General features: G+C 35.3%; 20 protein-coding genes and 2 pseudogenes. 17 read left to right on the top strand and 5 right to left on the bottom strand.

Going from position 1 to position 25,175, the window contains the following annotated elements:
- Positions 1-123: 123 nt before the first annotated feature.
- Positions 124-1,188, bottom strand: a complete 1,065-nt coding sequence (gene dprA, locus OPR21_RS06355) for a DNA-processing protein DprA (RefSeq protein ID WP_265029839.1) — start codon at positions 1,186-1,188, stop codon at positions 124-126.
- A 61-nt stretch (positions 1,189-1,249) separates the two neighbouring features.
- Here dprA and OPR21_RS06350 point away from each other — a divergent pair, with 61 nt between their 5' ends.
- From OPR21_RS06350 to OPR21_RS06300, 11 genes and pseudogenes are all read left to right on the top strand, one after another.
- Positions 1,250-1,624: a ferredoxin family protein gene (locus OPR21_RS06350; protein ID WP_077188509.1), complete on the top strand. Its 375-nt coding sequence runs from the start codon at positions 1,250-1,252 to the stop codon at positions 1,622-1,624.
- Between the two features lie 188 nt (positions 1,625-1,812).
- A complete protein-coding gene (locus OPR21_RS06345) occupies positions 1,813-2,856 on the top strand; it encodes an RDD family protein (RefSeq protein WP_049973617.1) in 1,044 nt (347 codons plus the stop codon).
- 60 nt (positions 2,857-2,916) lie between these two features.
- Positions 2,917-3,936, top strand: coding sequence for a D-alanine--D-alanine ligase (locus OPR21_RS06340; protein ID WP_265029838.1), 1,020 nt, complete (start codon positions 2,917-2,919; stop codon positions 3,934-3,936).
- Positions 3,917-4,675, top strand: a complete 759-nt coding sequence (locus OPR21_RS06335) for a cell division protein FtsQ/DivIB (RefSeq protein WP_265029837.1) — start codon at positions 3,917-3,919, stop codon at positions 4,673-4,675. Before OPR21_RS06340 ends, OPR21_RS06335 begins: the two co-directional genes overlap by 20 nt.
- Positions 4,676-5,490: 815 nt before the next feature.
- A complete protein-coding gene (locus OPR21_RS06330) occupies positions 5,491-6,597 on the top strand; it encodes a D-alanyl-D-alanine carboxypeptidase family protein (RefSeq protein WP_265029836.1) in 1,107 nt (368 codons plus the stop codon).
- Between the two features lie 114 nt (positions 6,598-6,711).
- Positions 6,712-7,011 (top strand): DMT family transporter, encoded by a 300-nt coding sequence (locus tag OPR21_RS06325; RefSeq protein ID WP_244662759.1) that lies wholly within the window; start codon positions 6,712-6,714, stop codon positions 7,009-7,011.
- A gap of 16 nt (positions 7,012-7,027) precedes the next feature.
- A complete protein-coding gene (locus tag OPR21_RS06320; RefSeq protein WP_265025536.1) occupies positions 7,028-7,372 on the top strand; it encodes a DMT family transporter in 345 nt (114 codons plus the stop codon).
- A gap of 266 nt (positions 7,373-7,638) precedes the next feature.
- A pseudogene (locus tag OPR21_RS06315) lies at positions 7,639-7,975 on the top strand (IS4-like element ISWosp8 family transposase); the annotation flags it as partial.
- A 30-nt stretch (positions 7,976-8,005) separates the two neighbouring features.
- Positions 8,006-8,838 (top strand): IS5-like element ISWpi1 family transposase gene (locus OPR21_RS06310; protein WP_236514306.1). Its coding sequence is split into 2 segments (ribosomal slippage): positions 8,006-8,375 and positions 8,375-8,838, totalling 834 coding nucleotides; the frame shifts between segments, so codons are not numbered across the junction.
- A 109-nt stretch (positions 8,839-8,947) separates the two neighbouring features.
- A protein-coding gene (locus tag OPR21_RS06305) for an IS630 family transposase (RefSeq protein WP_265029767.1) occupies positions 8,948-9,959 on the top strand; the annotation gives its coding sequence in 2 pieces (ribosomal slippage) (positions 8,948-9,409 and positions 9,411-9,959; 1,011 coding nt in all).
- An 8-nt stretch (positions 9,960-9,967) separates the two neighbouring features.
- A pseudogene (locus OPR21_RS06300) lies at positions 9,968-10,799 on the top strand (transposase); the annotation flags it as partial.
- A gap of 141 nt (positions 10,800-10,940) precedes the next feature.
- Here OPR21_RS06300 and putA read toward each other — a convergent pair.
- From putA to secB, 3 genes are all read right to left on the bottom strand, one after another.
- Positions 10,941-14,081 (bottom strand): bifunctional proline dehydrogenase/L-glutamate gamma-semialdehyde dehydrogenase PutA, encoded by a 3,141-nt coding sequence (gene putA, locus OPR21_RS06295; protein WP_236514422.1) that lies wholly within the window; start codon positions 14,079-14,081, stop codon positions 10,941-10,943.
- Between the two features lie 134 nt (positions 14,082-14,215).
- Positions 14,216-16,801, bottom strand: coding sequence for an aconitate hydratase AcnA (acnA, locus tag OPR21_RS06290; RefSeq protein ID WP_265029835.1), 2,586 nt, complete (start codon positions 16,799-16,801; stop codon positions 14,216-14,218).
- Positions 16,802-16,815: 14 nt separating this feature from the next.
- Entirely contained in the window at positions 16,816-17,319 is a 504-nt protein-coding gene (secB, locus tag OPR21_RS06285; RefSeq protein WP_006279761.1) for a protein-export chaperone SecB, read from the bottom strand.
- Between the two features lie 164 nt (positions 17,320-17,483).
- On the opposite strand from secB, the gene OPR21_RS06280 reads away from it, so the two are divergent.
- The 6 genes from OPR21_RS06280 (at position 17,484) to OPR21_RS06255 (ending at position 23,872) form a co-directional block, all read left to right on the top strand.
- Positions 17,484-18,134 carry a Tim44/TimA family putative adaptor protein gene (locus OPR21_RS06280; RefSeq protein WP_006279762.1) on the top strand — a complete coding sequence of 217 codons (651 nt, stop codon included), beginning with the start codon at positions 17,484-17,486 and terminating at the stop codon, positions 18,132-18,134.
- A gap of 17 nt (positions 18,135-18,151) precedes the next feature.
- Positions 18,152-18,847: a DNA polymerase III subunit epsilon gene (dnaQ, locus tag OPR21_RS06275; protein ID WP_006279763.1), complete on the top strand. Its 696-nt coding sequence runs from the start codon at positions 18,152-18,154 to the stop codon at positions 18,845-18,847.
- Positions 18,848-18,891: 44 nt separating this feature from the next.
- Complete coding sequence (locus OPR21_RS06270) at positions 18,892-19,500, top strand: SCO family protein (protein ID WP_236514420.1); 609 nt, start codon at positions 18,892-18,894, stop codon at positions 19,498-19,500.
- 208 nt (positions 19,501-19,708) lie between these two features.
- A complete protein-coding gene (gene gyrB, locus OPR21_RS06265) occupies positions 19,709-22,096 on the top strand; it encodes a DNA topoisomerase (ATP-hydrolyzing) subunit B (RefSeq protein ID WP_265029834.1) in 2,388 nt (795 codons plus the stop codon).
- Between the two features lie 197 nt (positions 22,097-22,293).
- Complete coding sequence (locus OPR21_RS06260) at positions 22,294-23,250, top strand: IS5 family transposase (RefSeq protein WP_265029833.1); 957 nt, start codon at positions 22,294-22,296, stop codon at positions 23,248-23,250.
- Positions 23,251-23,401: 151 nt separating this feature from the next.
- The gene (locus OPR21_RS06255) at positions 23,402-23,872 is read left to right on the top strand and encodes a hypothetical protein (RefSeq protein WP_077188515.1); all 471 of its coding nucleotides are present in this window, start codon (positions 23,402-23,404) and stop codon (positions 23,870-23,872) included.
- A 14-nt stretch (positions 23,873-23,886) separates the two neighbouring features.
- On the opposite strand, the gene ispG is transcribed toward OPR21_RS06255, so the two are convergent.
- On the bottom strand, positions 23,887-25,167 hold the full coding sequence (ispG, locus tag OPR21_RS06250) for a flavodoxin-dependent (E)-4-hydroxy-3-methylbut-2-enyl-diphosphate synthase (RefSeq protein ID WP_077188516.1): 1,281 nt from the start codon (positions 25,165-25,167) through the stop codon (positions 23,887-23,889).
- Positions 25,168-25,175: the final 8 nt, after the last annotated feature.

Below are 25,175 nucleotides of genomic sequence, written 5' to 3'. Positions count from 1 at the left end.
TAGTTTATTGTTTTTTATACTAATTATGCAATTTTTGTAAACTACTTTCTTATACCGTGAATGGACAAAGTTGATAAGCCTAAACGCCATCATGTCTTTAGGAGAGTCTGCTAATGAAGGCTCTTAAGTTGACGCCATTGCGTGAACGGTTACCTCTAGTTCCAAAAGAGCCATTAGAGCTATGTTGGTAGAAAGTCCGCTTGCTAATATAAGTTCATCTATATCAACAGGTACAGAGTTAATATGATCAACTATAACAGATTTTGCCTGTTGTAATTTTTCTTGTTTTTGGTTAACAAAATGGTGCTCAACATCAAATAGGTTTTTTTGCTGCGGAGGTAAACTAAACCTAATACTCTCTATTATGTCATCAGCGGATTCGATAAGCTTAGCACCGTTTTTAATTAAATAATTACTACCACTACAGCGTGAATCTAAAGGGAAACCAGAAACTGCAAACACCTCTCTCCCTTGATTTAAAGCAAAATCTGCTGTTATTAGAGAGCCAGAACGTTTCGATGCTTCAATCACTGCAACACCCAGCGATAGACCAGATATAATTCGATTCCTTTGAGGAAAATACTGAGGCTTTGGTTTAGTAGCAAATGGAAGCTCAGTAACTACTAATCCACCATTCTCGGTGATTTTTTTGTATAGATCAAAATTTTCTTTTGGGTACACCACATCAATTCCGCTTGCTGTAACAGCAATAGTGGGATGATTTTTGTATATTACACTGTTTGCTGCAGTATCGATTCCTTTTGCAAGTCCAGAAACGATAACAAAACCAGCTTCGCTTAAATCAAGTGCCAACTTATTGGCAAAATTTCTTCCATTCATTGAAGAGTTACGCCCACCGATTATTGCAATTATCTCACGGCTTAATAATGATATATCACCAAGCGCAGTTATTACAGGAGGACAACTAGAGATATTTCTTAAAAGATCAGGGTAATCTGGGTCACATGCGGGTATAATTTTAGCTCCAATTCTTTCTGCATTATTGATTTCTTCTCGTGCATCTTGAATGCCATACACCTTATTATTAGCCACCCTATTGAGATATTTTAGCACCTCATCTAGCGATCCATGTGTTCTTAGTATACTAAAAAACTTTGTTGGTCCTATAGTTCTAGCCAAGCTTAACCATACTTCTAATTCTTTGTTGTTCAATTTATTTATCTTCATAAAAGGCTTGAATTTCTTATCAATTTAGTGTACCCAAGATAATGCAAATATACAGTGTTTTATGACGCATTTTGTTACAGATAAATGCATAAAATGTAAATATACGGACTGTGTGGAAGTATGTCCCGTTGACTGCTTCTATGAAGGTAAAAACATGCTCGTGATTAACCCAGATGAATGTATTGATTGCGGAGTGTGCATACCTGAGTGTCCAGTAGATGCAATTGTAACTGATGATTCCATAAAAGATATTTTAGAACTAGATGAAGAGTTACTGAACAGTGAACAAAAAATCTTCAAATCATTTTACAACATAAACGTAGAATACTCACAAAAATGGCCAAATATCACAGCTAAGAAGCAACCTCTCTATACTGCAGAAGAGTATAAGGAAAAAAAGGATAAAACAGCTTATTTTGACGAAAATTTAGAATAATGCTACTGAAGGAAAAAGAAAATTTCTCTTGTATCTCACAATTATTGTTTTGCATTGCTGAAAGTGGCTGTATTGTTTATGTCCTTGATAGCATAACTAGTTTACTTGAGAATACAAATAGTAATACAGCAATTTTACTGCTATTTAACTGTTAATAGGTACATTAGACGGATCATATGGGGTATAAAATGGATATTAAAGTAAAATATGCGGGAATAACTAAGCGTGCTGCAGCTTATATAGTTGACCAAATTATATTCCTAGTCTGTTATTCATTATTTTATTTATTAATTTTATTCATATTATCAGGAGAGCCCCTTGCCGATGTTTTTAATTATGTCTTTCCTGATATTGACACTAATAGTGACCTTATATCAGAGCGATATGAAATATTAGAAGACTTAGATATATTATTGAAAGATTTAGTATATATAGCATTGGAAGTATTAATGATAACAAGACTTGGTTGGACTCCAGGAAAGTTGCTACTTGGTATATACATAAAAGATGCAAACACACTTAAAAACGCTGCTTTAATGCAAGTAGTGATGAGAAGCACTCTCAAGGCACTTTTGTGGGTACCCACCTACATTTCTGAGTGGTTTTTTATTTTACCAATATTGGTTCTAATGTTTGCAATATTTGATAAGCGCAAGCAGCTTTTCTACGACAAAATTACAAAAACAGTAGTAATGGATTATAGGTCTGAAGCATGCTACCCAAAATTAAACTATGTATATGTGGGAATAACTAGGCGTGTGTTAGCGCATATTATTGACAGTCTTATTATTAAGGGAATTCCTTTATTCTGTTTGATTCTTGTAAGAGTGGTTTTTCACATTGCTAGACCTAAATTATTAATTATACGTATTTGCTTATCTTTTTTGCTATCGATAGTATTCGGAGTATTCATGATAAGAAGATTTGGTGGTACTCCAGGACAATTGTTATGCGGTATTAATATCAAAGATGCAAATACACTTGAAAATGTTACTCTAGTGCAAGCAATAGTTAGGCATATTTCATTTGAAGTTATTTGCTTCCCCATATTCATCACGAGAAGGAAATTTTTTGATAAGTATACCTCTGAATGGTGGTTTGATCCTTTATTAGGCTTAATCTTTATGACCACAATACTAATTTTCATATGTGCAATATTTGACCAACGCAAGCAGTTTCTTCATGATAAAATTGCAAAGACAGTGGCAGTAGATTATAAACCTCCAAGCTAACTTTCCCTTCTGTTTACAAGGTTCATATATGTAGTTATAATTAATAAGGTTCTTCTAAGAGTGCCCATGGTTCCAACTATAGCAATTTTAAGTGGTGGATTTTCTTGTGAGAGAGAAATATCACTTATGAGTGGAAGAGCAGTAAAGAAGGCACTTGATAGCCTTTCATGTAATGCAATAGAAATAGATGTTGACAGCAACATTGCTGAAAAGCTTAAAAAAATTAATCCGGGCCTTGCTTTTATCGCTCTGCATGGACCTTATGGTGAAGATGGCTGCATTCAAGGTTTATTGGAAATCTTAGGTATAAAATATACACACTCAGGAGTTATGGCTTCTGCTGTTGCTATGAACAAGGCAATGTCAAAGCATATATTTTGGTCCCTTAGTATTGATACTCCAAAAGGTTATGTAATTAGCCGAGAAGATCTACTAAAAAATAATATTAAAATTGATTATCCGTACGTCTTAAAACCAATTAATGAAGGCTCTAGCATCGGAGTACATATTGTTTCCTCACATGAGGATTATTTAAAACTGAAATTTGATGTCATTCCAGCGCGTGACCAGGAAAAAAAAACAGTATCTGGCTACTTGGATGACAAGGAAGGAGCTACTTCTATGACAAGAGATTTGATGATCGTAGAAGAATACATACCGGGCATAGAGTTACATACTGCTGTATTGCTGGATGAAGCAATTGGCACTATGGAAATACGACCAAAAAATAAATTCTATGATTATGAAGCAAAGTATACAGATGGATTTGCAGAACATATATTTCCTGCTGAAATTCCTGACAATATATATAAAATGACCTTGGAACACGCACTGAAAGTTCATCAATTTTTAGGATGCAAAACTATTTCCCGCTCAGACTTTCGTTATAATCCCAAGAATAACACTTTAAAAATGCTTGAGATTAATACACATCCTGGCTTTACTGAGTTATCGTTAGTGCCAGAAATTGCAAAATTGGCAAAAGGAATCAATTTTAATGAATTAGTTAAAATTATTATTGAAGATAGTTTGCAGCACAAAAATATTAGGGATTTAAGTCATGTTGAGCAGTATTACTAGAAGCCAAAGGAGTTTTTTGCGTAAGTGTGCCTTGGTTATTATCACAGCACTTTTTCTTACGCTAATACTTTACAGCTCACTTGATAAAATAATAAATCGATTTAATTACTACTTTACTTGGTATAATGACTGCCTATCTAGTTTATTACTCAGTAGTGGATTTTCAATCGACGAAGTAGTCGTGAGCGGCAATAAATTTACAAACAAAAAGGATATTCTAAGTTTGACAGATAGAACGCAACCTATCCTGTATATATCACTTTCAAAACTTGCCGGTAACATACAATCCGTAAGCAGGTGGATAAAACACGTAAGAGTTCACAGAATTTTGCCCAATACTCTACGCATTAATATAGATGAGCATAAACCGTTTGCTCTCTGGAAAGATAATAACAAAACCTCGGTAATTGATTTCGAAGGCAAAGTGATCGTAGATGACTATCCAGTAGATGATCTTGTTGTAATTACAGGACAAAACTCGTTATCAAACCTAGAATTTGTTAGAGATGTGTTAGAGAGTAAAACTCAATTAAGTGACCACATTTCTTCTTTTGCTTATATAGGGAATAGAAGATGGAATATCATACTTGATAACGATTCCACAGTAAAACTGCCTGAAGATAACCCTTATAGTGCATGGGAATATTTAAACCACTTGCAAAATACAACTGATTTTACTTTCAGCGATTGGAGTATTATTGATATGCGTATTACTGATAAAATTTTTGTGAAGAGGTGATCTGCTGTAATCCAAGTAGCCCCTTTTCCTGTCATCCCAGTGCCCAGACACTGGAATCCCGCCGCGAACCGTCATACCGCGATTCATTCGCGGTATCTCTTAACATAGATCCCTTATTTAACCGCCATACCTTAACATAGATCCCGCTAACACGTAGCGGGATGACGAGGTTATCGTCATGTCACCGCGAACCGTCATACCGCGATTCATTCGCGGTATCTCAGCCGCTAACAAGAGATCCCGCTAACACGTAGCGGGATGACGGTTGTCGTTTAGCTATAAATATTTAAGAAATTTACCAAACGAAAAAAAAGGCAAAAGAAGCCCCGTGGTTGGCTAATTACTTACATTATACTTTCAAGTATGGCGTTTTTTTATTCTAAACGCTTAATAACCGCGATTTAGCTGCTTTTTAATGCAACTAACCTTTAGTCATAAATGTTTAAGAAATTTACTAAACAGAAAAAAAGGCAAAAGAAACCCTAGGGTAGCTAGTTATTCACTATCCATTTTTTAAGTTGGCGTTTTTTTATGTTTTAAATGCTTTATAAGCGCATTTTAGCTTATATTAGGTAAAAACCTAGAAATTTTATAAAGACATAAGGTGCACATAGTGCAAAAAATTAAACATGAGACGCCAGATACGTGAGTTTTTTTGTCATTTAATCTGTACAGAGAAGATAAATAAATAGCTTCAGTTTCATGATAAGGGGGCTGGCGAGGTTTGTCAAGGAATTTTTATGCAAGAGATCTATTGAAATGCCCCTGTAAAATTATACTATTAATTAGTGCACTATAAATTTAAAATTATAGATATGTTAAGCAGATTGGTAATTTTGCTATTAGTTTTTATACTTCCTTTTTCTTCATACTCATACCAGTTTAGAACCAAAGCAAAGCAAGCAGTAGTCTTAGATTTAGCTTCAGACTCGTTCATTTTTGACCATAATTCCGATGAAAAAATGGCCCCATCTTCAATGAGCAAGCTAATGACTTTATATATAGCCTTCGATTATCTAAAAGCTGGAATAATAAATATGGAGGATAGATTTCGAGTGAGTAGAAAAGCGTGGGAAAGAAAAGGCTCTTCTATGTTTTTGAAAGAAGGTCAATTTGTTACGGTGAGGGAATTACTTGAAGGAATTACAATAGTCTCAGGTAATGATGCCTGCATAACACTAGCCGAGGGTATTGCAGGATCAGAAGAGAATTTTGTGGCTGAAATGAATGAAGTTGCACAAAATTTGAATCTGAATGACAGTCATTTTGTCAACTCAAGTGGGTGGCCAGACGAAGATCATTTCATGAGCGCAAAAGACTTGGTAATGCTGGCAAAAAGGATTTTCACCGATTTTCCTGAATATTATGATTTATTTTCTGAACAATATTTGACATATAATGAAATTGTACAAAAGAATAAAAATCTTCTACTTTTTCACGATATTGGGGTTGACGGTTTAAAAACCGGTTATACAAATGCTGGTGGTTACGGCATTGTAGCATCTGCAAAACGAAATGATAGGAGAATTTTTGCTGTTGTAAATGGTTTAAACACTGAGAAAGAGCGAATAGAAGAAGCAAAAAGACTGATACAATATTCCTTAAATCATTTTAACACCAAGAAAATATTCGCTAGAGGCAGTGTAGTTGAGAAAGTAAATGTTCTCTATGGAAAAGATAAAAAAGTGCCTATTACAGTTGCAAACGATGTTACCATAACTTACAACCGCAAATTGCATGACCAAATTAAGGTGCGTATCGAATATAAAGATATGATACCTGCACCAATTAAAAAAGGTCAAGAAGTGGGCAAAGTTTTTGTAGAAATACCAGGCATTGAGCAACAAACTACACCACTTTATGCAGCAAATGACGTGCAGGAATTGAATTTCGTAGAAAAGTTTTTTAGGATGTTATTTTAAGTTTGATATTAAAGCAATTTCGAAAGAGAGATTTATTGCACTTTAGTGTAGTTTTAACTAACAATTTCTGTTACAATACAAGATTGAAATGTTACGAAAATGTGCTGGTTATATTTGTTGCTGTCTAGTATCCTAGAGATACTGTGGGCTGTAACGCTAAAGTTTAGTAACAGTTTTACTAAAGTTGTGCCTTCGATTGCAACATTGGTAATTATGATCATTAGCATTTATTTTTTATCTCTTGCAGCATGCTTTCTACCTATTAGAGTATGCTATGCAGTTTCCTCTGGAATATGCACAATTGGAATAACTATAATTGGTGCAACCACTTTCACAGAGAATATTAATTTATCTCAAGTTTTATGTATCGTTTTAATTGTAATAGGAAGCATAGGGCTAAAGCTCTCTATTTAAACCTAAAAATTTATGCATGAATTGGATATATTTACTCTTATCGTCACTAATTGAAGTGTTCTGGGTCATAACACTTAAGCATAGTTATGGATTTACTCATCTCGTACCATCAATAATTAGCATATTCTCCATGGCTCTTAGTACGTATTTACTTTCGCTCGCTACACGTTCTATACCTATCGGAGTATGCTATGCAATTTGGACTGGAGTGGGCGCTATAGGAGCTTCGATACTTGGAGTTTATCTATTTAATGAACCAGTTAATTTATTCGAAGTAATATGCTTTATTTTAGTTACATTCGGGATTATAGGATTAAAATTGTTTGATACTGCAAAACAAACTGTTGATAAAATGGAATAAAAGATCCCACTGGGATGAAAGAAGCAGATACTCCATATTGTCATGCAAATTGGAATCCAGACTTTTTTCTATATAGTATGGTGAAGACGGGAAACCGTAACCGTTCACACAATGGCGTCAACTTAAGGAAAAATGTCAGAGATTGTGTATAAAATTTCTCTCCAAATTTTTTATCATTAAATTATCCAAAGAGTGCAAGGGACAGCACTTTTGTTTCTATTTTATTGCAACAAAAAAGTTTAAAATGTGTCTTTTTTAGGTGAGGCATGCAAAAAGGAAAAGATCTTATCTTACAAATTAAAAATGCAATATACTCGAAAACTTTTCAGAAAATCCATTGTGTTGAGTTTTACACGAACAAGAAAACTTCCTTTTTCGACAGTATTTTCTATGATTTTAAAGTTAGTTAAAAAAAGTTTGGGAATAGAATGTGAACTTATGGAGCCATTGACATGTACCCTCAAAGCAAGCTTTTTCTAAAGCAAGGTATAAGATTTGCCATACAGGCTTTCAAGAATTTAAGCATCCAAACAGCCTATCAGGATGAACCTGAGTTGGAGAGGCTATAGACTAAGAGGTTGTCCGGAAACAAGTAAAAGGCTATAATATCTGAAATTTTAGTACGGGGTAAAGATGAGAAAAAAGTATCCAACAGATCTAAGCGAAAGGGAATGGGCAAGAATAGAAAAACACTTCAGAGTATCATACAAGAAAGGAGGAAGGCCGCCAAAGTATAGCAAAAGAGAAATATTAGAAGCAATTTTCTATGTATTGCGTACAGGGTGTCAATGGCGGTATTTACCAAATGATTTTCCGCTATGGAAGACTGTGTATGAGCAGTTCAGGCAATGGAAGAAGCAGGGAATTTTTGAGAAAATGAATTATGAAATTACAAAATATAGTAGAAGAAAAATAGGAAGGAATGAGCAGCCGAGTGCCTGTATAGTAGATAGTCAATCTGTAAAGACTACAGAAAAGGGGGGATCAAAGGCTATGATGGAAGTAAAAAAGTAAAGGGTAGAAAAAGGCATATAATTACAGACACTCAGGGTTTTATACTAGGTTGTTACGTAGGCGCTGCTAACGAAAATGATAGAGATGGTATTAAAATAGCATTAAACAATATGAGAACAAAATATACTAAAGTTAAAAAAATGTGGGCTGACATGGGATACCAAGGAAGAAATTTAAAGAATCACATAAAGGAAGAATATGACATAGATATTGAAATTGTTACAAGGCCTCCATGTAGATTTTGGGTGCACAAAGATACGCCACCTGAGCTACTACCAACAAGAGAACAAGGGTTTAAAGTACAGCCAAGAAGATGGGTTGTAGAAAGGACTTTTGCTTGGGTTAATAGGAATAGAAGGCTATCGAAGGAGTATGATTTACTCACAACATCCACTGAGAATTTCATATACCTAGCTATGAGTAGGGTTATGTTAAAGAGGGAATATGCTTGAATTTACTAGTTTCCGGACAACCTCTAATACCAATTCCCATTACAGGGCAAACAGATGGACAATGATGGAAGAAAAGCCATACTGAAGTAAGTAAAATAGCGAGGTTTAAATGGCATTAAGATCAAAATTATTGGATGAAAAAGTAGTAGAATCAGCAAAAGAAATGCTGAAGAAAGTAAGGAATAATGCATATGTTTCAAAAAAACTAAATGCTGTAATTGCAGCAAAAAAGTACAGTATAACGGCTGTAGCAAAAATATATTGCATTTCAAGAAGCGCACTAACTTCGTGGGTAAAACTCTTGAAAATTGGCAGAGAAGAAAAACTGTTTGCTCCTTCACAACGTCGTAGAAAAACTAAATTAAATCAGGCTCAACTACAGCAAATTGAAGAGTGGATAGAAGAAAATCCTAATATCACCATTAAAGAAATGAGAATAAGAATCCAGGAAAAGTTCGGATTAAATATCAGCAAATCTACAGTACACCGCCATATGCAAAAGATGAAATTCTCATATATTACACCAAGACCAGTTCATAATGGACAAGATAAAAGCAAACAAGAGGAATTCAAAAAAAAATCTCAATGGAGCTATTAGCAAGTATCCAGAAAAAGAGCTATTTTTCTTTGATGAATCACGGTTTGGCACACATTCAAAAGTTGGACATGGGTGGTTTAAAAAGGGGATTAGAACACAGGTTAAAACAAAATTAGGTAGGCAAAATTTCTATCTCTATAGTGCAGTTAATCCTAGAAATGGAGAGAGTTCTAGCTTATTTGCACCAAATGTCAACACTGATTGCATGAACATATTTCTTGAGCAAATTTCGCAATATCTAGAAACACGAGAGGCTTTTCTCGTTATGGACTGTGCTAGTTGGCATAGGTCAAAAAATTTAAAGGTACCTAAAAATATCGACATTATATACCTACCTCCATACTCACCTGAGCTAAATCCTGTTGAGAGGCTTTGGTTATATATAAAACAGAACATTTTGCGCAATAAAATATACGATACAATTGCTCTACTTGAGGGTGCTTTGTGCAAATTTATTACTTCTCTTGCCAGCTCCACAATTAAACAACTCTGCAATGTTTCCTATTTGACTGGACAACAATGAGAATTGGTATTATTGCAGCAGATGGTTCTGGTATGAGATTACCCAGCTCTGGGGAAATTGTATCCGAGTTTGAACCAAATGGAACAACAGGCACCATTGGCAATTTGTTTGTTGATTTGTGTACTTCGCTGATTTGTAGTGCTCGTCTTGCAGCTTGGAATATAGGTGAACAAACGTTGGCGGCAGAGCAATTACCCGAAGTTATCACTCAAATGCGTTTATTAAATCAAGAGAAATTATTATTTATCTATGATCGTCTTCAGTAAAATTCATTCAGCAGCATTATGATTTGGAAGTAGATTTTATTTTTCGCTTGCAAAAAAGAAATTATAGTAAGCTATGGGAACGCTGGCGAATTAGATTTTGATTTTATATTAGAAAATGAAAAGCTAAAAAATAAAATGAAAGGACAGAAAGTAAGAGTTATAGTGCTGACATTAGCCAACTGAGAAACAGAGTTTTTGACTGAGACTTTGGAGCAAAGCTTATGTGTTAAGGTGGCACATAGAGGAAACGACTCAAAGTAGGAGCAGAGTTAGAGAATTTTTCTGGAGAGGCTGTATTACAAGAATTTTGGGCAAACTTGGTCATGTGCAATATATTATCGCTTCATATATGTGATGCACAAGGGCCTTGGAACCCAGATCAAATTACTGAGTATCGTTTAAATTTTTCAGTTTTATTTAGTGTAATGAGACAGAAACTCTATCAGGTACTTATTGCGCCAAAAAACTTTCAAGCCCTTTTTAAGTATACGCGCTAAAGTTAAAATCCGACCGGGACAGCCGCAATAAAGTAGATAAGCCTAAACGCCATCATGTCTTTAGGAGAGTTTGCTAATGAAAGTTCTTAAGTTGACGCCATTGGCTGAACGGATACGATTTATTTCAGTGCATGAGCTGGTCCTTTTCGGATTTTAGCGCTGTGTACATAACTGCACGAACGTCTAGTTTAGGGGTAAGAAAAATTAGGGCCTGCAAATTAATCCAAACACATAAGTGTAGTGTTACCACCAAATGCTGTAGTGTTAACACTTACAACTTTTTCTGTAGAAAAACGCTGTAAATAATGAGGACCACCAGCTTTTGGCCCAGTGCCAGATAGTCCTCTACCACCAAATGGTTGTATCCCAACTGCTGCACCTATCTGGTTACGGTTGATGTAGACATTTCCAACTGATATTTTTTTACTTATAGTGTCAATTTGACTTTGTATACGACTCTGCAAAGAAAACGTAAGCCCATATCCAGTACTATTTATATCACTTATAACTTCATTTAATTGTGACTTGTTAAAACGTATGATATGTAAAATAGGACCAAATACCTCTTGCTTTAATTGCGAAATTTTTTGTATCTCATAAATATATGGAGGAAAGAAATAACCATTATGAGAATTTGTATCCATGGGTACTTTAAATAACAGATTTGAATCTTCATCCTCTGACATTTTTTGCGTATGTTGAGTGAGCATATCGATAGATGCTTTATCAATTATTGGACCAATATCAGTACTAAGTTGTATTGGGTCACCAATCTTGAGTTCTTGCGCTGCACCGCATATCATTTTTATCTGCTTCTCTGCTATGTCCTCTTGAATAAACAGCACTCTAAGCGCAGAACAGCGTTGACCACTGCTACGAAACGCAGAAAGCAAAGCATCCATAGCCACTTGCTCTAAAAGAGCAGAGCTATCAACTATCATAGCATTGAGCCCTCCTGTTTCAGCAATAAGTGGCACAATAGGACCATCCCTATTTGCAAGCATTTTATTGATTATTTGAGCAGTTTGTGTTGAGCCAGTAAAAGCTACTCCGGCAATTCTATTGTCTGGAACTAATATTTTGCCTAAATATCCACCATCCCCAGGAATGAGGTGTAACACATTCTTTGGTATCCCAGCTTCATGTAGTATCTTAACAGCTTCGTAGGCAATAATCGGCGTTTGCTCTGCCGGTTTTGCCAGCACTGCATTACCTGCTGCAAGTGCAGCTGAGACCTGCCCAATGAAGATAGCGAGCGGAAAATTCCACGGTGATATGCATAAGAAAACTCCTCTGCCTTCAAAAAAGATGAAGTTATCTTCACCTGTTGGGCCCGGCAATTTTTTCCAGTCGCTCAGTTCATTTTTTGCTATCATTGCATAATAACGCAGAAAGTCGATTGCCTCTCTTACTTCTGCTATTGCATCGGATAAAATTTTTCCTGCTTCCACAATCAGAATGTAAATTAACTCTTTCATCCTTTCCTCAAGCAAATCTGCAGCTTTTTCAAGGCATTTAGCGCGCTCTTCTGCTGAAACATTCTGCCACTTAGCAAAAGCACTATGTGCTATTTCAAGAGCGTTTAAAGCTTGATCGCTTGTTGCACTTGACACTTCTCCAATTACATTTTCCAAATGTGCAGGATTCACTACTTCGATAAATTCAGCATTATCAAATAGTGCTTTTCCATCAATTATTGGTCCAACTTGCCACTTTTTTTCACTAAAACCCTTTATATCATCTGCAAATTGTGAGACTATCACAGAATCACTAATATCCATCCCCAAGGAATTTTTTCTTTCTGGTCCCAAAATATCTTGTGGTAATGGAATGCCTGGATGAGGTTCATAATTAAAATTTATAGCTTTTTCCAGTGGATCTGAAATTAACTCATCGATTTTAACGTTAGGATCACTTATTTGATTAACAAACGAACTATTAGCTCCATTTTCAAGAAGGCGTCTTATAAGATAAGGCAACAAGTCACTATGTTCCCCAACGGGTGCGTAGACACGACAGCTAACATTTGTTGCAAGCTCTGACATTGCATAATCATATAAGTCTTTTGCCATTCCATGTAAGCGTTGAAATTCAAATCCAGGGTGGTTTTTATCAGCAAGTTCCATGATAGAAGCAAAAGTATAGACGTTATGAGTTCCAAAGCATGGGTAAAAGCTGTTTGGTTTACTCAAAAGTTTCTGTGCGCACACGAGGTAAGATACGTCAGTATAGCTTTTTCTTGTAAATACTGAGTAATCATTTAATCCCAATTCTTGCGTACACTTGATTTCTGAATCCCAATATGCACCTTTTACAAGCCTCACCATAATTTTATGATTTGATCGAATAGCAACATCCTCTACAAAGTCAAGAACAGATAAAGCACGTTTTTGATATGCTTGTACAGCCAAGCCGAGCCCTTCCCACTCAGAAAGTGATTCATCAAGCCGTAATTGTTCAAACAAGATTAAGGAAATTTCAAGCCTTTCTGTTTCTTCTGCGTCTATGCATAGTGAAATGTTGTATTTTTTTGCCTCGCGGCAGAGCTCTAAAACCTTAGTGAATATCTCACCAGCAATTCGGCCAAATTGACTAAATTCATAACGTGGGTGTAAAGCAGAAAGTTTGATTGAAATTCCATGGGATTTAAAACAATCATTTATTTCAGTGGATTCACCTATAGCTTTTATTGAGTGCATGTATGAATTAAAATACTCTTCTGCATCCTCAGTTGTGTGAGCAGCTTCGCCAAGCATATCAAAAGAGTATAAAAACTTACTATTGTCATCTAGTTTTGCGTACCTTAAAGCTTCTTCTATGGTTTCTCCAACAACAAAATGATTACCAAGCATAGACATTGCTTGTTTTACTGCTTTGCGAATGATCGGTTCTCCTAAATTCTTAAGTAACTTAGAAATTGCGTAATAGAACTTCGAATCGCCTTCATTATCTCTCAATATACTGCTACCTATCATCAAGCTCCATGTGGAAGCATTAACAAACAACGAAGAAGAGTGCCCTAAATATTTATTCCATTCCTGATTGGCAATTTTATCTTTGATTAGCTCGTCTATTGTATAATCATCTGGTATTCTAAGTAGTGACTCAGCAAGACACATAAGCGCTATTCCTTCATCATTGGAAAGCGAGTATTGCTGCATAAAGGAATCTACAATACTTAATTTATTGTGTTTGATTTTTTCAATAACTTGTTTTGCTATATTATAAATTCTATTTTTTGAATCAGCCGAAAGCTCTGCTTTTTCTACAAGATAACGTATATAACTCTTTTCATCAGTACGATAAAATCCTTGTAAACGTTTTCTGAGTTCATTAGGTTCTTGTATAGAGCTTATCATATATAATTATCTCCAAAAAATACTCCGACACCATATGTATGGTGAAATTATATCATAACTTTGCGCAGAGCAAATTGCTATTTACAAAGGGATCAGGGCTGGCTAAAAGAAGTCCATGCAATAACTTCACTAAATCAAAAAGATTGTGCAAGTATGTAGCTCAACACTCCACCACACATCAAGTATTTAGTCTCAGTTGCGGTTTGTACACAGCATTTGAGTTGAATTGATTGCCTTGAATTATCCTTTCTTTTGATGATACATTCTAGATTTCCACTCGGCACTATTTCACCTTTTATGCTCATTACCTCGCTACCATCAAATATCTTTCTGGTTATTCCATTTTGGAATATAAGTGGAAGAACACCCATACCAACTAAGTTGGACCTATGTATACGCTCAAAGCTTTCTGCAATTACAACTTTAATCCCCAACAATAAAGTACCCTTTGCTGCCCAATCCCTACTTGAACCTGTGCCATACTCCTTTCCTGCCACAATGATGAGAGCTTCCTTGTAGCGCATCGCCGCATCAAAAATTGGCATAGTTTCTTGAGAAGGAATATATTTTGTATATCCACCTTCGGTGCTAACCATTTCATTTTTTATTCTAATGTTAGCAAAAGTCCCACGCATCATTACATTGTGATTACCACGACGAGATCCATATGAATTGAAATCCTGTGGTTCAATTCCAAGCCCTTTTAAATATAGACCGGCAGGACTACTCGAGGCAATATTTCCCGCAGGGGAAATATGATCAGTAGTTATGCTATCGCCAAACATTGCTAATATTTGTGCACCCTTTATATCGATTTTATTATTTTTAGGTGATAAGTTATCAAAATAAGGCGGATTTTGTATGTAAGTGCTGTTTGCATCCCAATTATAGATTTCACTTTTTTCACACTTTATCTTTCGCCAATGTTCATCACCAGAAAAAACATCCTTATACTTTTGTATGAACATCTCACGTGTTACCACACTTTTAACACAATCTTCGATTTCATTGTTTGTTGGCCATATATCTTTGAGATAGACATCATTTCCATTCTTATCTTTGCATATTGAATCTTTTGTCAGATCAATTTGCACAGTACCAGCAAGTGCATATGCAACAACAAGTGGCGGAGATGCCAAGTAATTAGCTTTGACTAACGGATGAATTCTTCCTTCAAAGTTACGATTGCCAGATAAAACTGCAGCAACGGTTAAGTTTTTGTTTTTAATGCCATTTTCTATATCTTTATTAAGTGGACCAGAATTCCCAATGCAAGTTGTGCAACCATATCCAACTAGATTAAAACCCAAAGCATTTAGATCTACCTGCAATCCAGACTTTTCTAAATATTCTGTTACAACTTGTGACCCTGGAGCAAGAGAAGTTTTAACCCAAGGCTTTGATTTTAATCCAAGTTTAATTGCATTACGAGCTACAAGACCTGCAGCAATCATCACACTTGGATTTGAGGTATTAGTGCAGCTTGTTATTGCTGCAATAACTACACTTCCATCTTGGAGTTTATCGCTTTCCTTTGACTCATTAACTGAAAATGATTTAGAAAAAGACTCTGCCACTTGTGAAAGAAAAACCTTATCTTGTGGTCTTTTAGGACCAGCCATTACTGGCTTCACGCTCGATAAATCAAGTTCTAGTGCGTCAAAAAATGCTAACTTATTATTGCCACGCCACAATCCTTGCTCTTTCGCATAAGCCTCAACTAACTTAATCAGCTTTTCTGGTCGCCCTGTTAAATGTAAATAATCGAGTGTTTTCTGATCAATTGGAAAAAACCCACAAGTTGCACCATACTCTGGGGCCATGTTTGCTATAGTGGCTCTATCTGCCAAAGATAAATAATCTAAACCATCACCATAAAATTCTACAAACTTACCAACAACGCCTTTTGTTCTTAGGATATTGGTAACCGTCAGCACTAAATCAGTCGCAGTTACTCCTTCCGGCAATCTGCCAATTAATTTAAATCCAACTACTTCTGGAATCACCATACTAATTGGTTGACCAAGCATCACAGACTCAGCTTCTATGCCTCCAACACCCCAACCAAGAACTGATAATCCGTTAACCATTGTAGTATGGCTGTCAGTACCAACTAAAGTGTCAGGATATATGACTCCATCATTATTACACACAACTTGCGCTAAATATTCAAGATTCACTTGGTGGCAAATCCCTGTGCCAGGCGGCACTACTCTAAAATTTGTGAAGGACGATTCCCCCCACTTTAAAAATTGATATCTCTCCAAATTTCTTTTTACTTCTAGCTCAACATTCTTACTGAATGCGGAAACACTTCCATAACTATCTACTTGAACAGAATGGTCAATCACAAGATCAACCGGTACAGACGGATTTATGTTGCTCGGGTTTCCTCCATTTTTCTTAACATAGCTCCGCATTGAAGCTAGATCAACAACAGCAGGAACCCCTGTAAAATCTTGCATCAACACCCTTGCTGGTTTATAGCTAATTTCGTGATTAGTGTGTTTATTAACGCAGTCTGCTAGCACTCTTATGTCATCCAGCTTTACGTTTACTCCATCTTCATTGCGCAATAAATTTTCAAGCAGAACCTTAAGTGAGCAGGGCAATTTAGTCACATCTATTCCTAAAAATTCACTAACACTACTTAGGCTAAAATAGTTGTATGACTTCCCGTCAATGTTTAAAGTCGTTTTTGCGTTTAAAGAATTATTCATCAAGTTACATCATATTAGTTAAAATTGGAATTACTACCGTTACTTTTTTGTTGTTGACCTTGCTGCTCATACATAGTTTCAAAATCTATAGGATCTAGCATCAGTGGGGGAAATCCACCACTACTTGTAACTCTTGCAATTATTTCTCTTGCAAAAGGGAAAAGAAAAGTAGGTCCGCCAATAAACAAAGCTTGTCTTACCTCTTCCTCACTCAACTCTTTTAAATTTTCTATTGAAAAAATACCACAATATTTCGTCTCACAAATGAAAGCTACGCCATCTTTTATGCCTTCATCTTTTACCGTTGCTTTGACTTCTATATGCAAAGTAATTTCATGGAAAGATTTTTCTTCATTCACTTCTTCTTTGTTTTTCGTCCCTTCTAATTTTGCTGAATTGATATTAACCATTACATTAATATCTGGAGCTTTACTAGAAGAAAGGAATGGCGAATTCGGATTCTCAAATGATAGATCTTTAACATATTGACCGTGAATTCTCATTTTTTGTTGTGGCATTTCTTACGTCTCCTTTAATTAAGTTGAGATATTTAATACTTTCTTATATAATATATTCATTTACAAACGAATAGCAAACCTGATTATAAGTTGATATGAAAAACATATTTTCATTAATAATTAATAATGTTCGGATACTTTATATGCCAAGGAGTTGAGTTACTATGATAGAGCTTGTAATATATGCTTTATTAGCGGCGTTCATTTTTTCACGTTTGTATAATTCTTTAGGAAGGTCAGCCAACCTCAACCTAAAAAAGCTAACTAATGTATTGGATGTAAGCCGAAGTAGAGAAGATGTAGTAGAAAACATTGAGGGTTACATTGATAGCAATGATGAAAATTCAATAAAAGTTACTTATAAACAAATATTAAAAAAAAACAAAGATTTTTCTATTTCCCACTTTATAGAAGGTTCAAGCATAGCTTTTGAATTAATAATAAAATGTTTCAATCAAGGAAATTTGTCTCAGTTAAAACCACTTCTCGATAAAGACTTATATGATAATTTTGCAGAGAAGATTAAACATCGTAAAGAGGTGCACGAGTCTATAATTGTTTCTATTGTTTCACAAAAGATTTTAGAAATAAAGCTAGTAAAAAACGCAGTGTTTATTGCAGTATATTTCCTTTCAGAGCAAATTAACTTCGTTAAGAATAATAAAGGGGATATCATATCAGGTAGTACATCCACCATTAATAAAGTTGAGGATGTATGGCAATTCAAAAAAAATGTTAATTCATCAGACCCAAGCTGGTTGCTTGTTTCTATTCACTATAAAAAGACAAGTAACGATAAGACAAATGACAAGTAAGATGAGTTTTTTTTGAAATGGAAAGCAAGCTACGCGAAATAGTACTTGACACTGAAACGACAGGTCTTGACACTGGATCTGGTCATCGAATTATTGAAATAGGGTGTGTGGAATTAATTAACCGCATTCCAACAGGTAAAGTATTCCATCGGTACCTTAACCCAGAAAGAGATATACCTTATCACTCATTTAAGATTCACGGTATTAGTGAAGAATTTTTAGAAGATAAACCATTATTTTCAGATGTTGCACTTGAATTTCTTGACTTTATATCTAATGATATTTTGGTAATTCACAACGCTGAATTCGATGTTAAGTTCCTTAACATGGAGTTAAGCAAGCTGAATGCTGGGTTAATTTCCTCAGATAGAGTGCTAGATACATTACCTCTTGCGAGGAAAAAATTCGCAGGATCACCTGCTTCTTTGAATGCATTATGTAAGCGTTTTGATATATCGCTAGAGAATAGAGAATTGCACGGAGCACTAGTTGATGCTCAATTGCTTGCAAAGGTATATGTTGAACTTACAGGAGGGTTACAAACCTTTCTGTTTGATAATGAATGCAATCAGGACAGTAACTCTACATTCGTTCAGCATAAAGTGCGTAATCTAACTCCCAGAGAACATTCACCAAATAGTGAAGAAATTGATGAACATAAGAAACTGTTAGACAAAATTAACAATACACTTTGGAATAAATGTATTGAATAGATCAACCAATAAAGATACAATTTAATTTTACTGAGAGCATTCTAATGGTAAGGTTTGTAAGATTGTTATCTAATGTGCTAGCAGCATTAGCAGTTGTTTTTTTAGGTTATTGTTATTTCACTAAAAAAGGCATATTTGCCCCAGTAGCGATTCACAACGCAGAAGTTAAGATAGGCGGAGATTTTTCTTTAATTAATCAGGACGGACAGATCCTGCGCAGTAGTGATTTTAAAGATAAATACATGATGATTTTCTTTGGGTTTTCCTCATGCAAAAGAACTTGCCCTATGAACCTTGGAATAATTTCAGAAACACTTGCAAAGTTAGATGAGAAAACTAACAACAAGCTACAAACATTTTTTATCACAGTTGATCCTGAGCGCGATAGCACGGAAAGACTTAAAGAATTTCAGCAGCAATTTGACCACAGAATACAAATGTTAACTGGTGAAAGAGAAAAAATAGACGAAGTAGTTGCGAAATACAAAGTATATGCAAGCAAAGTTGGTGGAGAAGAAGAAATCAACCATTCTTCGATAATATATCTTATTGGCCCTGGAGGAAAATATGTTACACACTTTGCAGCCGATTTAAATTCAGACGAAAGTCAATCTGATAAGATTTTGGCTGAGATCAGAAAATACGTAAACTGAATTATAGATTCTTCTGTTAATTACGCAACTGCATGAGCGTTATAATTTAATCTCCACCTGGAAGACACATTGGAATGACACTATTTGCTGTCTTCAAAAATAAACATTCGTAAAATTGTGCTTTTAATATGGGTTATCAGTTTAAAAATGTTGCTAATCAGCATATATGAATGTAATATTAATTAACATTCATAAACGAAGCAATACCATGGAAAATAGTTATAATGCCGATGCAATAAAAATCTTAAGGGGTCTTGATGCTGTAAGGAAACGTCCAGGTATGTACATTGGTGACACTGACGATGGATCTGGCTTGCACCACATGGTATATGAGGTTGTTGACAACGCAATAGATGAGTCTTTAGCTGGATATTGTGATAAAATTGAAGTTAGTATAAATGCAGATGGTTCAGTATCTGTAACTGATAATGGTCGTGGCATTCCAACTGACATTCATGAAGAAGAAGGAATATCAGCAGCAGAGGTAATAATGACTCAACTCCATGCTGGTGGTAAATTTGACAGCAATACCTATAAGGTTTCTGGGGGATTACATGGTGTTGGAATCTCAGTTGTGAATGCATTATCAAGCTGGTTGGAATTAACTATTTGGCGCAATAAGAAAGAACACTTTATGCGTTTTGAAGATGGTGAGTCTATTGAACCTTTAAAGGTAGTCAACGAAAATACAAACAAAAGAGGAACTAAAGTCACGTTCATGCCATCAACAGAGACTTTTAATGGCATTAATTTCAGTTACTCAACGCTTGAAAGTCGTATAAGAGAATTAGCATTTTTAAATTCAAATATCGACATTACTTTACGTGATCTGCGCAATGAACCATATACAGAATCTCATTTCAATCAGAGCAATCAATCTAAAGACAATTTTGGTACAGCAAATTTTGTGCAGTATTTAGATAAGAATAAGACACATGTAACTAAAATTGCCAGTATGAAAGGAGATGCAGAAGATCTTGGCATCAGCTTGGAAATATCGATGGAATGGAATGATTCCTACTATGAGAATATGTTGTGTTTCACTAATAATATACGGCAACGAGATGGTGGTACGCATTTGGCAGGATTTAGATCTGCACTAACTAGATGTATCAATAACTATGCAACTAATGAAGGGTTTTTAAAGAAAGCAAAAGTAAATTTAACTGGAGAGGACGTTAGAGAAGGTTTAACTTGTGTTTTATCTCTCAAGATGCCTGACCCTAAGTTTTCTTCACAAACAAAAGATAAACTAGTTAGTTCTGAAGCACGTGCAGTTGTAGAAAGTATAGTTTCTGATAAATTGAGCACAATCCTTGAAACTGATCCCAAATTGGCGGCAAGCATAGTAGAAAGAGCAATTAGGTCAGCAAAAGGAAGAGAAGCCGCAAGAAAAGCACGAGAGCTAGTTAAAAGCAAAAACAATATTGATATTGCAACTCTGCCAGGAAAGCTTGCTGATTGCCAGGAAAAAGCCCCTGAGTTATCGGAATTATTTATAGTAGAGGGTAATTCAGCAGGTGGTACTGCAAAGCAGGGGCGTAATCGTAAAACACAAGCAGTGCTTGCCTTAAGAGGAAAAATTCTAAACGTAGAACGTGTAAGTTTAGATCGTATTTTTTCATCTGCAGAAATAGGCTCTTTAATTACTGCAATTGGTGCTGGAATAGGGAGTGAACACTTCGATATTGAAAAAGCTAGATATCATAAAATTATCATCATGACAGATGCAGATGTTGATGGTTCACATATAAGAACTTTGATTCTGACTTTCTTTTTTAGACACATGCGTGAAGTTATTGAAAAAGGCTACTTATACATAGCACAGCCACCCCTCTATAAAGTTACAAAGAATGCTAAAGACACTTATATTAAAGATGACGAAACTTTTGAAGAGTATATAATAAACTCAGCAGTTAAAAGATTAACACTAAGTAGTACAGCTACAGAATTTAACGATTTGCGCCTTATTTTGAATAAATGCGTTAGCATTTCTAATATTAGCAAAAATTATGATAGAGAAATACCACAAAATCTCTTAGAGTCATTGCTAATTTTAAGTAAAAAGAATGCTCTATCATCGGCTGATGAGATATTAAAGTATTTGAAGTTAATGTACAGCGAATACACTTGGGAAGTGGAAAGAAAAGATGAAGAAAAAGAAATTCATATCTCTAAATTGTTTCAAGGATTGGCAGACAAATATATATTTGCACTTAGTATGCTTGAAGGCAAAGATATGCAAAACATATTAAGTTTGCTTGATGGTATAAGTAATTTATTTAATGGTGATTCATTTTTAAAGTCACAAGAAACTGAAATAAGAATCACTTCTCCAAGTACGCTTGCAAAAATAATAATGGACTATGGTAAAAAAGGTTTAACTCTGCAGAGATTTAAAGGTCTTGGTGAAATGAATGCTGATCAGCTATGGGATACTACGTTAAATCCTGAGGCTAGAACTTTACTAAAGGTTGAAATAAAAGATTGTGAAGAAGCTGATTCCATATTTTCAATACTAATGGGTGATATAGTTGAACCACGCCGTGATTTTATTAATAGCAATGCACTCAACGTGCATGATGTTGATATTTGAACTTTTAGCAAAATGTACGAACGTTACGGGTTTAAGCAAAGACTGTGTCATTCAAGTAGCTGACACTGGTTTCTTTATAACGGTGTCATTCCAGTGCTTGACACTGGAATGGCTTTGTTGCATCGCTCAAGTGAAAAGAACTGGCAGTTACTGACAAAATTCATTATAAATAGCGATTTAACTGTTGAAGAAAAAATATGCCACAAAAAATGAGGGTCAGTAACCATAGCGAATATAACAAATTTCTAGAAAAAAGAGGAAATATTTTTCATTATATCAACGAAGCCATAGAAAAGTGGTACGAGAATGGTCCAAAAATACCAGGTGGCAACAATATTTATAGCGATAAAGTTGTAATTTTGGTGCACATAATAACTTGTTTATTTAGAATAGGCCTGAGGCAAACAGTTGGGTTTATAGCAGGATACCTTGAGCAAATTGGGAAAAATTTGCAAGTTATCAGCTATTCACAATCATCAAGAAGGTTTAAGAAACTCAATATTAAGATCAATGATTGCAGAATTGATAAAAATAATATGGAAGATATCGAAATTGCTATAGACAGTACAGGAATTAGTATATACAACAACACTCCTGGTCATAGCAAAGAAAATAGCGAAGATAGAAAGTATCGCAGCTATGAACAGACAAGAAAATTGCATGTAATGTTGAATACAAACAGCAAAAAAGCCATAGCTGTAAAATACAGTAACGGTATCTACTCTGATCACTATGGAGCTTGTGATTTGCTAAAAGAAGTCGATTTTCAGTATGTCATAAAAGTACTATATGCAGATAGGGCATATGACAGAGAAAAGCTCTATAAGCTGTGTAATCAATATGGTATAAAAACGAAAATTCCTCCGAAAAACAACGCAGCAGAGCATCCAAAGTTAGACTATATGGCTGAGAGAAATTCTGCAGTCAAGCTCATAAAGTCATATGATGAAGATGGTATAAAGAAGTGGAAAAAAGAGATGAGTTATGGAAAAAGATCTTATATAGAAGGTTTTTTCTCGCGATTAAAAAAGACATTTGGATTTAGTTTTAGGAACAAATCTGAAATGAATCGTGAGAGGGAACTGCTACTCAAATGTTATTTGCTTAACAAATTTACTGAAATAGGCATGGCTAAGTTTGAGATAGCTTCATGAATTTATTGTACGTTACCTACTATCCGAAGAGCGATGCAACAAAGCCCACTGGAATCCAGTTATTTGGATTTTGACTCTCATATAAAGACCAAGAGACTAGGCAGTATTTCTAAAGCTTATACAAAGCATAAAATGGGTTTACTGTTGCATAGTGCCTAGCAAAGACGGATTACCTTTAGGTCTATCTTCCCAACAATGTTGGGCGCGTTCTATTAGGGAAGAAGAAACGGCACAAGAAAAAGCAAACAGAAAATACCGTACCTCCATAGAAGAAAAAGAAAGTTATAAGTGGATAACAGCTCTCAAAGAAACTATAAACAACCTTCCTCCAAATGTACAACTTGTTACCCTTGGTGATAGGGAAGCAGACATCTTCAAATTTTTATGGGTGGCTGAGACGTTAGGTAGTTTTTATGTAATCCGCAATCGAGCTAATAGAAGATTTATCTGTACTGAAGTCGGAAAAACAGATTTGCAAACACGCATCACTCAACTGCCAGTAAAAAAGAAAATTTCTCTAGAAGTTACTAAAGGTGGAAACCAGAGATCAAGAAAAGCTAATATTGAAGTTAAGTATATGAAAGCCTATCAGATCTTCTTCCATTTATGGGTAAGGTCATAATTAACCGTGAAAGGTTACGTGTAATGTTTCTTCACATAATTATCAATAATTGCCTTAAATTCTTCAGAGACATTATCACCTTGTAAAGTTTTGAAATATTTGCCGTTTTTGTAGACTGCTGAAACAGGTTTTTCTCCATATCCAGGTAAGCTGATTCCCAAATTTGCGTGTTTGCTTTCTCCAGGACCATTTACTATGCATCCCATAACAGCAATGTTCATATGCTCTACACCTGGATTTTTTTTCTTCCACATCGGCATATGAGTTTTTATATAGCCATTCACTTCTTCAGTTAATATACGAAAACGATCGCTGCTCGTGCGCCCACAACCAGGACATGAATTAACCTGAGGGTTAAAGTATCGCAAGCCTATAGACTGCAATATTTCCTGACACACCACCACTTCATTAGTACGCGATTCACCAGGACGTTGAGTCAAAGAAGCCCGTATTGTATCTCCAATGCCATTTTGCAATAAATAAGTAAGCCCTGCTGCGGTATTTACCACACCTTTATTGCCCATACCAGCCTCAGTTAAACCCAAATGCAGCGCATAATTGGAAGATTTTGCAAGTGCCATATAAACTAAAATTAAATCTTGCACTTTGCTAACTTTACATGAAATGATTATTTTGTTTGAATTTAGACCAATTCCTTCAGCTTTTTTTGCACTATCAAGAGCAGACATTACAAGTGCTTTGCGCAGTATAACATCAGAAGGCCTTGAATTACTAAGCGAAGAGTTTTCATCCATCAATTTTTGCAAAAGGTATTTATCAAGACTACCCCAATTTACCCCAATTCTAACCGGAAGATCGTGCATTATTGCATACTCTATCACCCTTTCAAACTTCTCATCACGTTTGTCGCCAAAGCCTATATTGCCTGGATTGATTCTAATTTTACCCAGCATTTTGATGTTGTCTGGATAATCTTGAACTAATTTATCTAGCTCATATTGACCGCAGCCTACCAATATTTTACCGTCAAAACCTTCTTTATTTATCTCTTCTACTATATAAGGTATTGCTCTTGCTACCTCCTCTGAGTTCAAGGCAATTCGCACCAATTCTGAACCTGTACGCGCTAGTTCTGTTATCTCTTTTGCATAATGTTTTGCGCTACTTTTTATATTATCAGAATCTATATGCACACCAAGCGCCATAGATTGTACAACTACAGGATTATTTCCGCCTATCTTTACTTTTCCAACTTCTACAACATGAGTTTTGTGCCTGGAAATTGGCGATAATTCACATGCATCGTCATTCAATATCAGGTCTGTATCTAGCATATTATTAA

Origin of the sequence: Wolbachia endosymbiont (group A) of Philonthus cognatus (assembly GCF_947251755.1) — a bacterium.
Lineage (GTDB): Bacteria > Pseudomonadota > Alphaproteobacteria > Rickettsiales > Anaplasmataceae > Wolbachia > Wolbachia pipientis.
This window is presented reverse-complemented; position numbering and strand designations above follow the sequence as displayed.

Coding starts and splice junctions, on each gene's coding strand:
- OPR21_RS06280 (WP_006279762.1), top strand. CDS start 17,484: ATGATAGAGCTTGTAATATATGCTTTATTAGCGGCGTTCATTTTTTCA.
- OPR21_RS06270 (WP_236514420.1), top strand. CDS start 18,892: ATGGTAAGGTTTGTAAGATTGTTATCTAATGTGCTAGCAGCATTAGCA.
- OPR21_RS06350 (WP_077188509.1), top strand. CDS start 1,250: ATGACGCATTTTGTTACAGATAAATGCATAAAATGTAAATATACGGAC.
- putA (WP_236514422.1), bottom strand. CDS start 14,081: ATGATAAGCTCTATACAAGAACCTAATGAACTCAGAAAACGTTTACAA.
- OPR21_RS06345 (WP_049973617.1), top strand. CDS start 1,813: ATGGATATTAAAGTAAAATATGCGGGAATAACTAAGCGTGCTGCAGCT.
- OPR21_RS06330 (WP_265029836.1), top strand. CDS start 5,491: ATGTTAAGCAGATTGGTAATTTTGCTATTAGTTTTTATACTTCCTTTT.
- OPR21_RS06260 (WP_265029833.1), top strand. CDS start 22,294: ATGCCACAAAAAATGAGGGTCAGTAACCATAGCGAATATAACAAATTT.
- dnaQ (WP_006279763.1), top strand. CDS start 18,152: ATGGAAAGCAAGCTACGCGAAATAGTACTTGACACTGAAACGACAGGT.
- acnA (WP_265029835.1), bottom strand. CDS start 16,801: ATGAATAATTCTTTAAACGCAAAAACGACTTTAAACATTGACGGGAAG.
- dprA (WP_265029839.1), bottom strand. CDS start 1,188: ATGAAGATAAATAAATTGAACAACAAAGAATTAGAAGTATGGTTAAGC.
- OPR21_RS06335 (WP_265029837.1), top strand. CDS start 3,917: ATGTTGAGCAGTATTACTAGAAGCCAAAGGAGTTTTTTGCGTAAGTGT.
- secB (WP_006279761.1), bottom strand. CDS start 17,319: ATGCCACAACAAAAAATGAGAATTCACGGTCAATATGTTAAAGATCTA.
- OPR21_RS06320 (WP_265025536.1), top strand. CDS start 7,028: ATGAATTGGATATATTTACTCTTATCGTCACTAATTGAAGTGTTCTGG.
- gyrB (WP_265029834.1), top strand. CDS start 19,709: ATGGAAAATAGTTATAATGCCGATGCAATAAAAATCTTAAGGGGTCTT.
- ispG (WP_077188516.1), bottom strand. CDS start 25,167: ATGCTAGATACAGACCTGATATTGAATGACGATGCATGTGAATTATCG.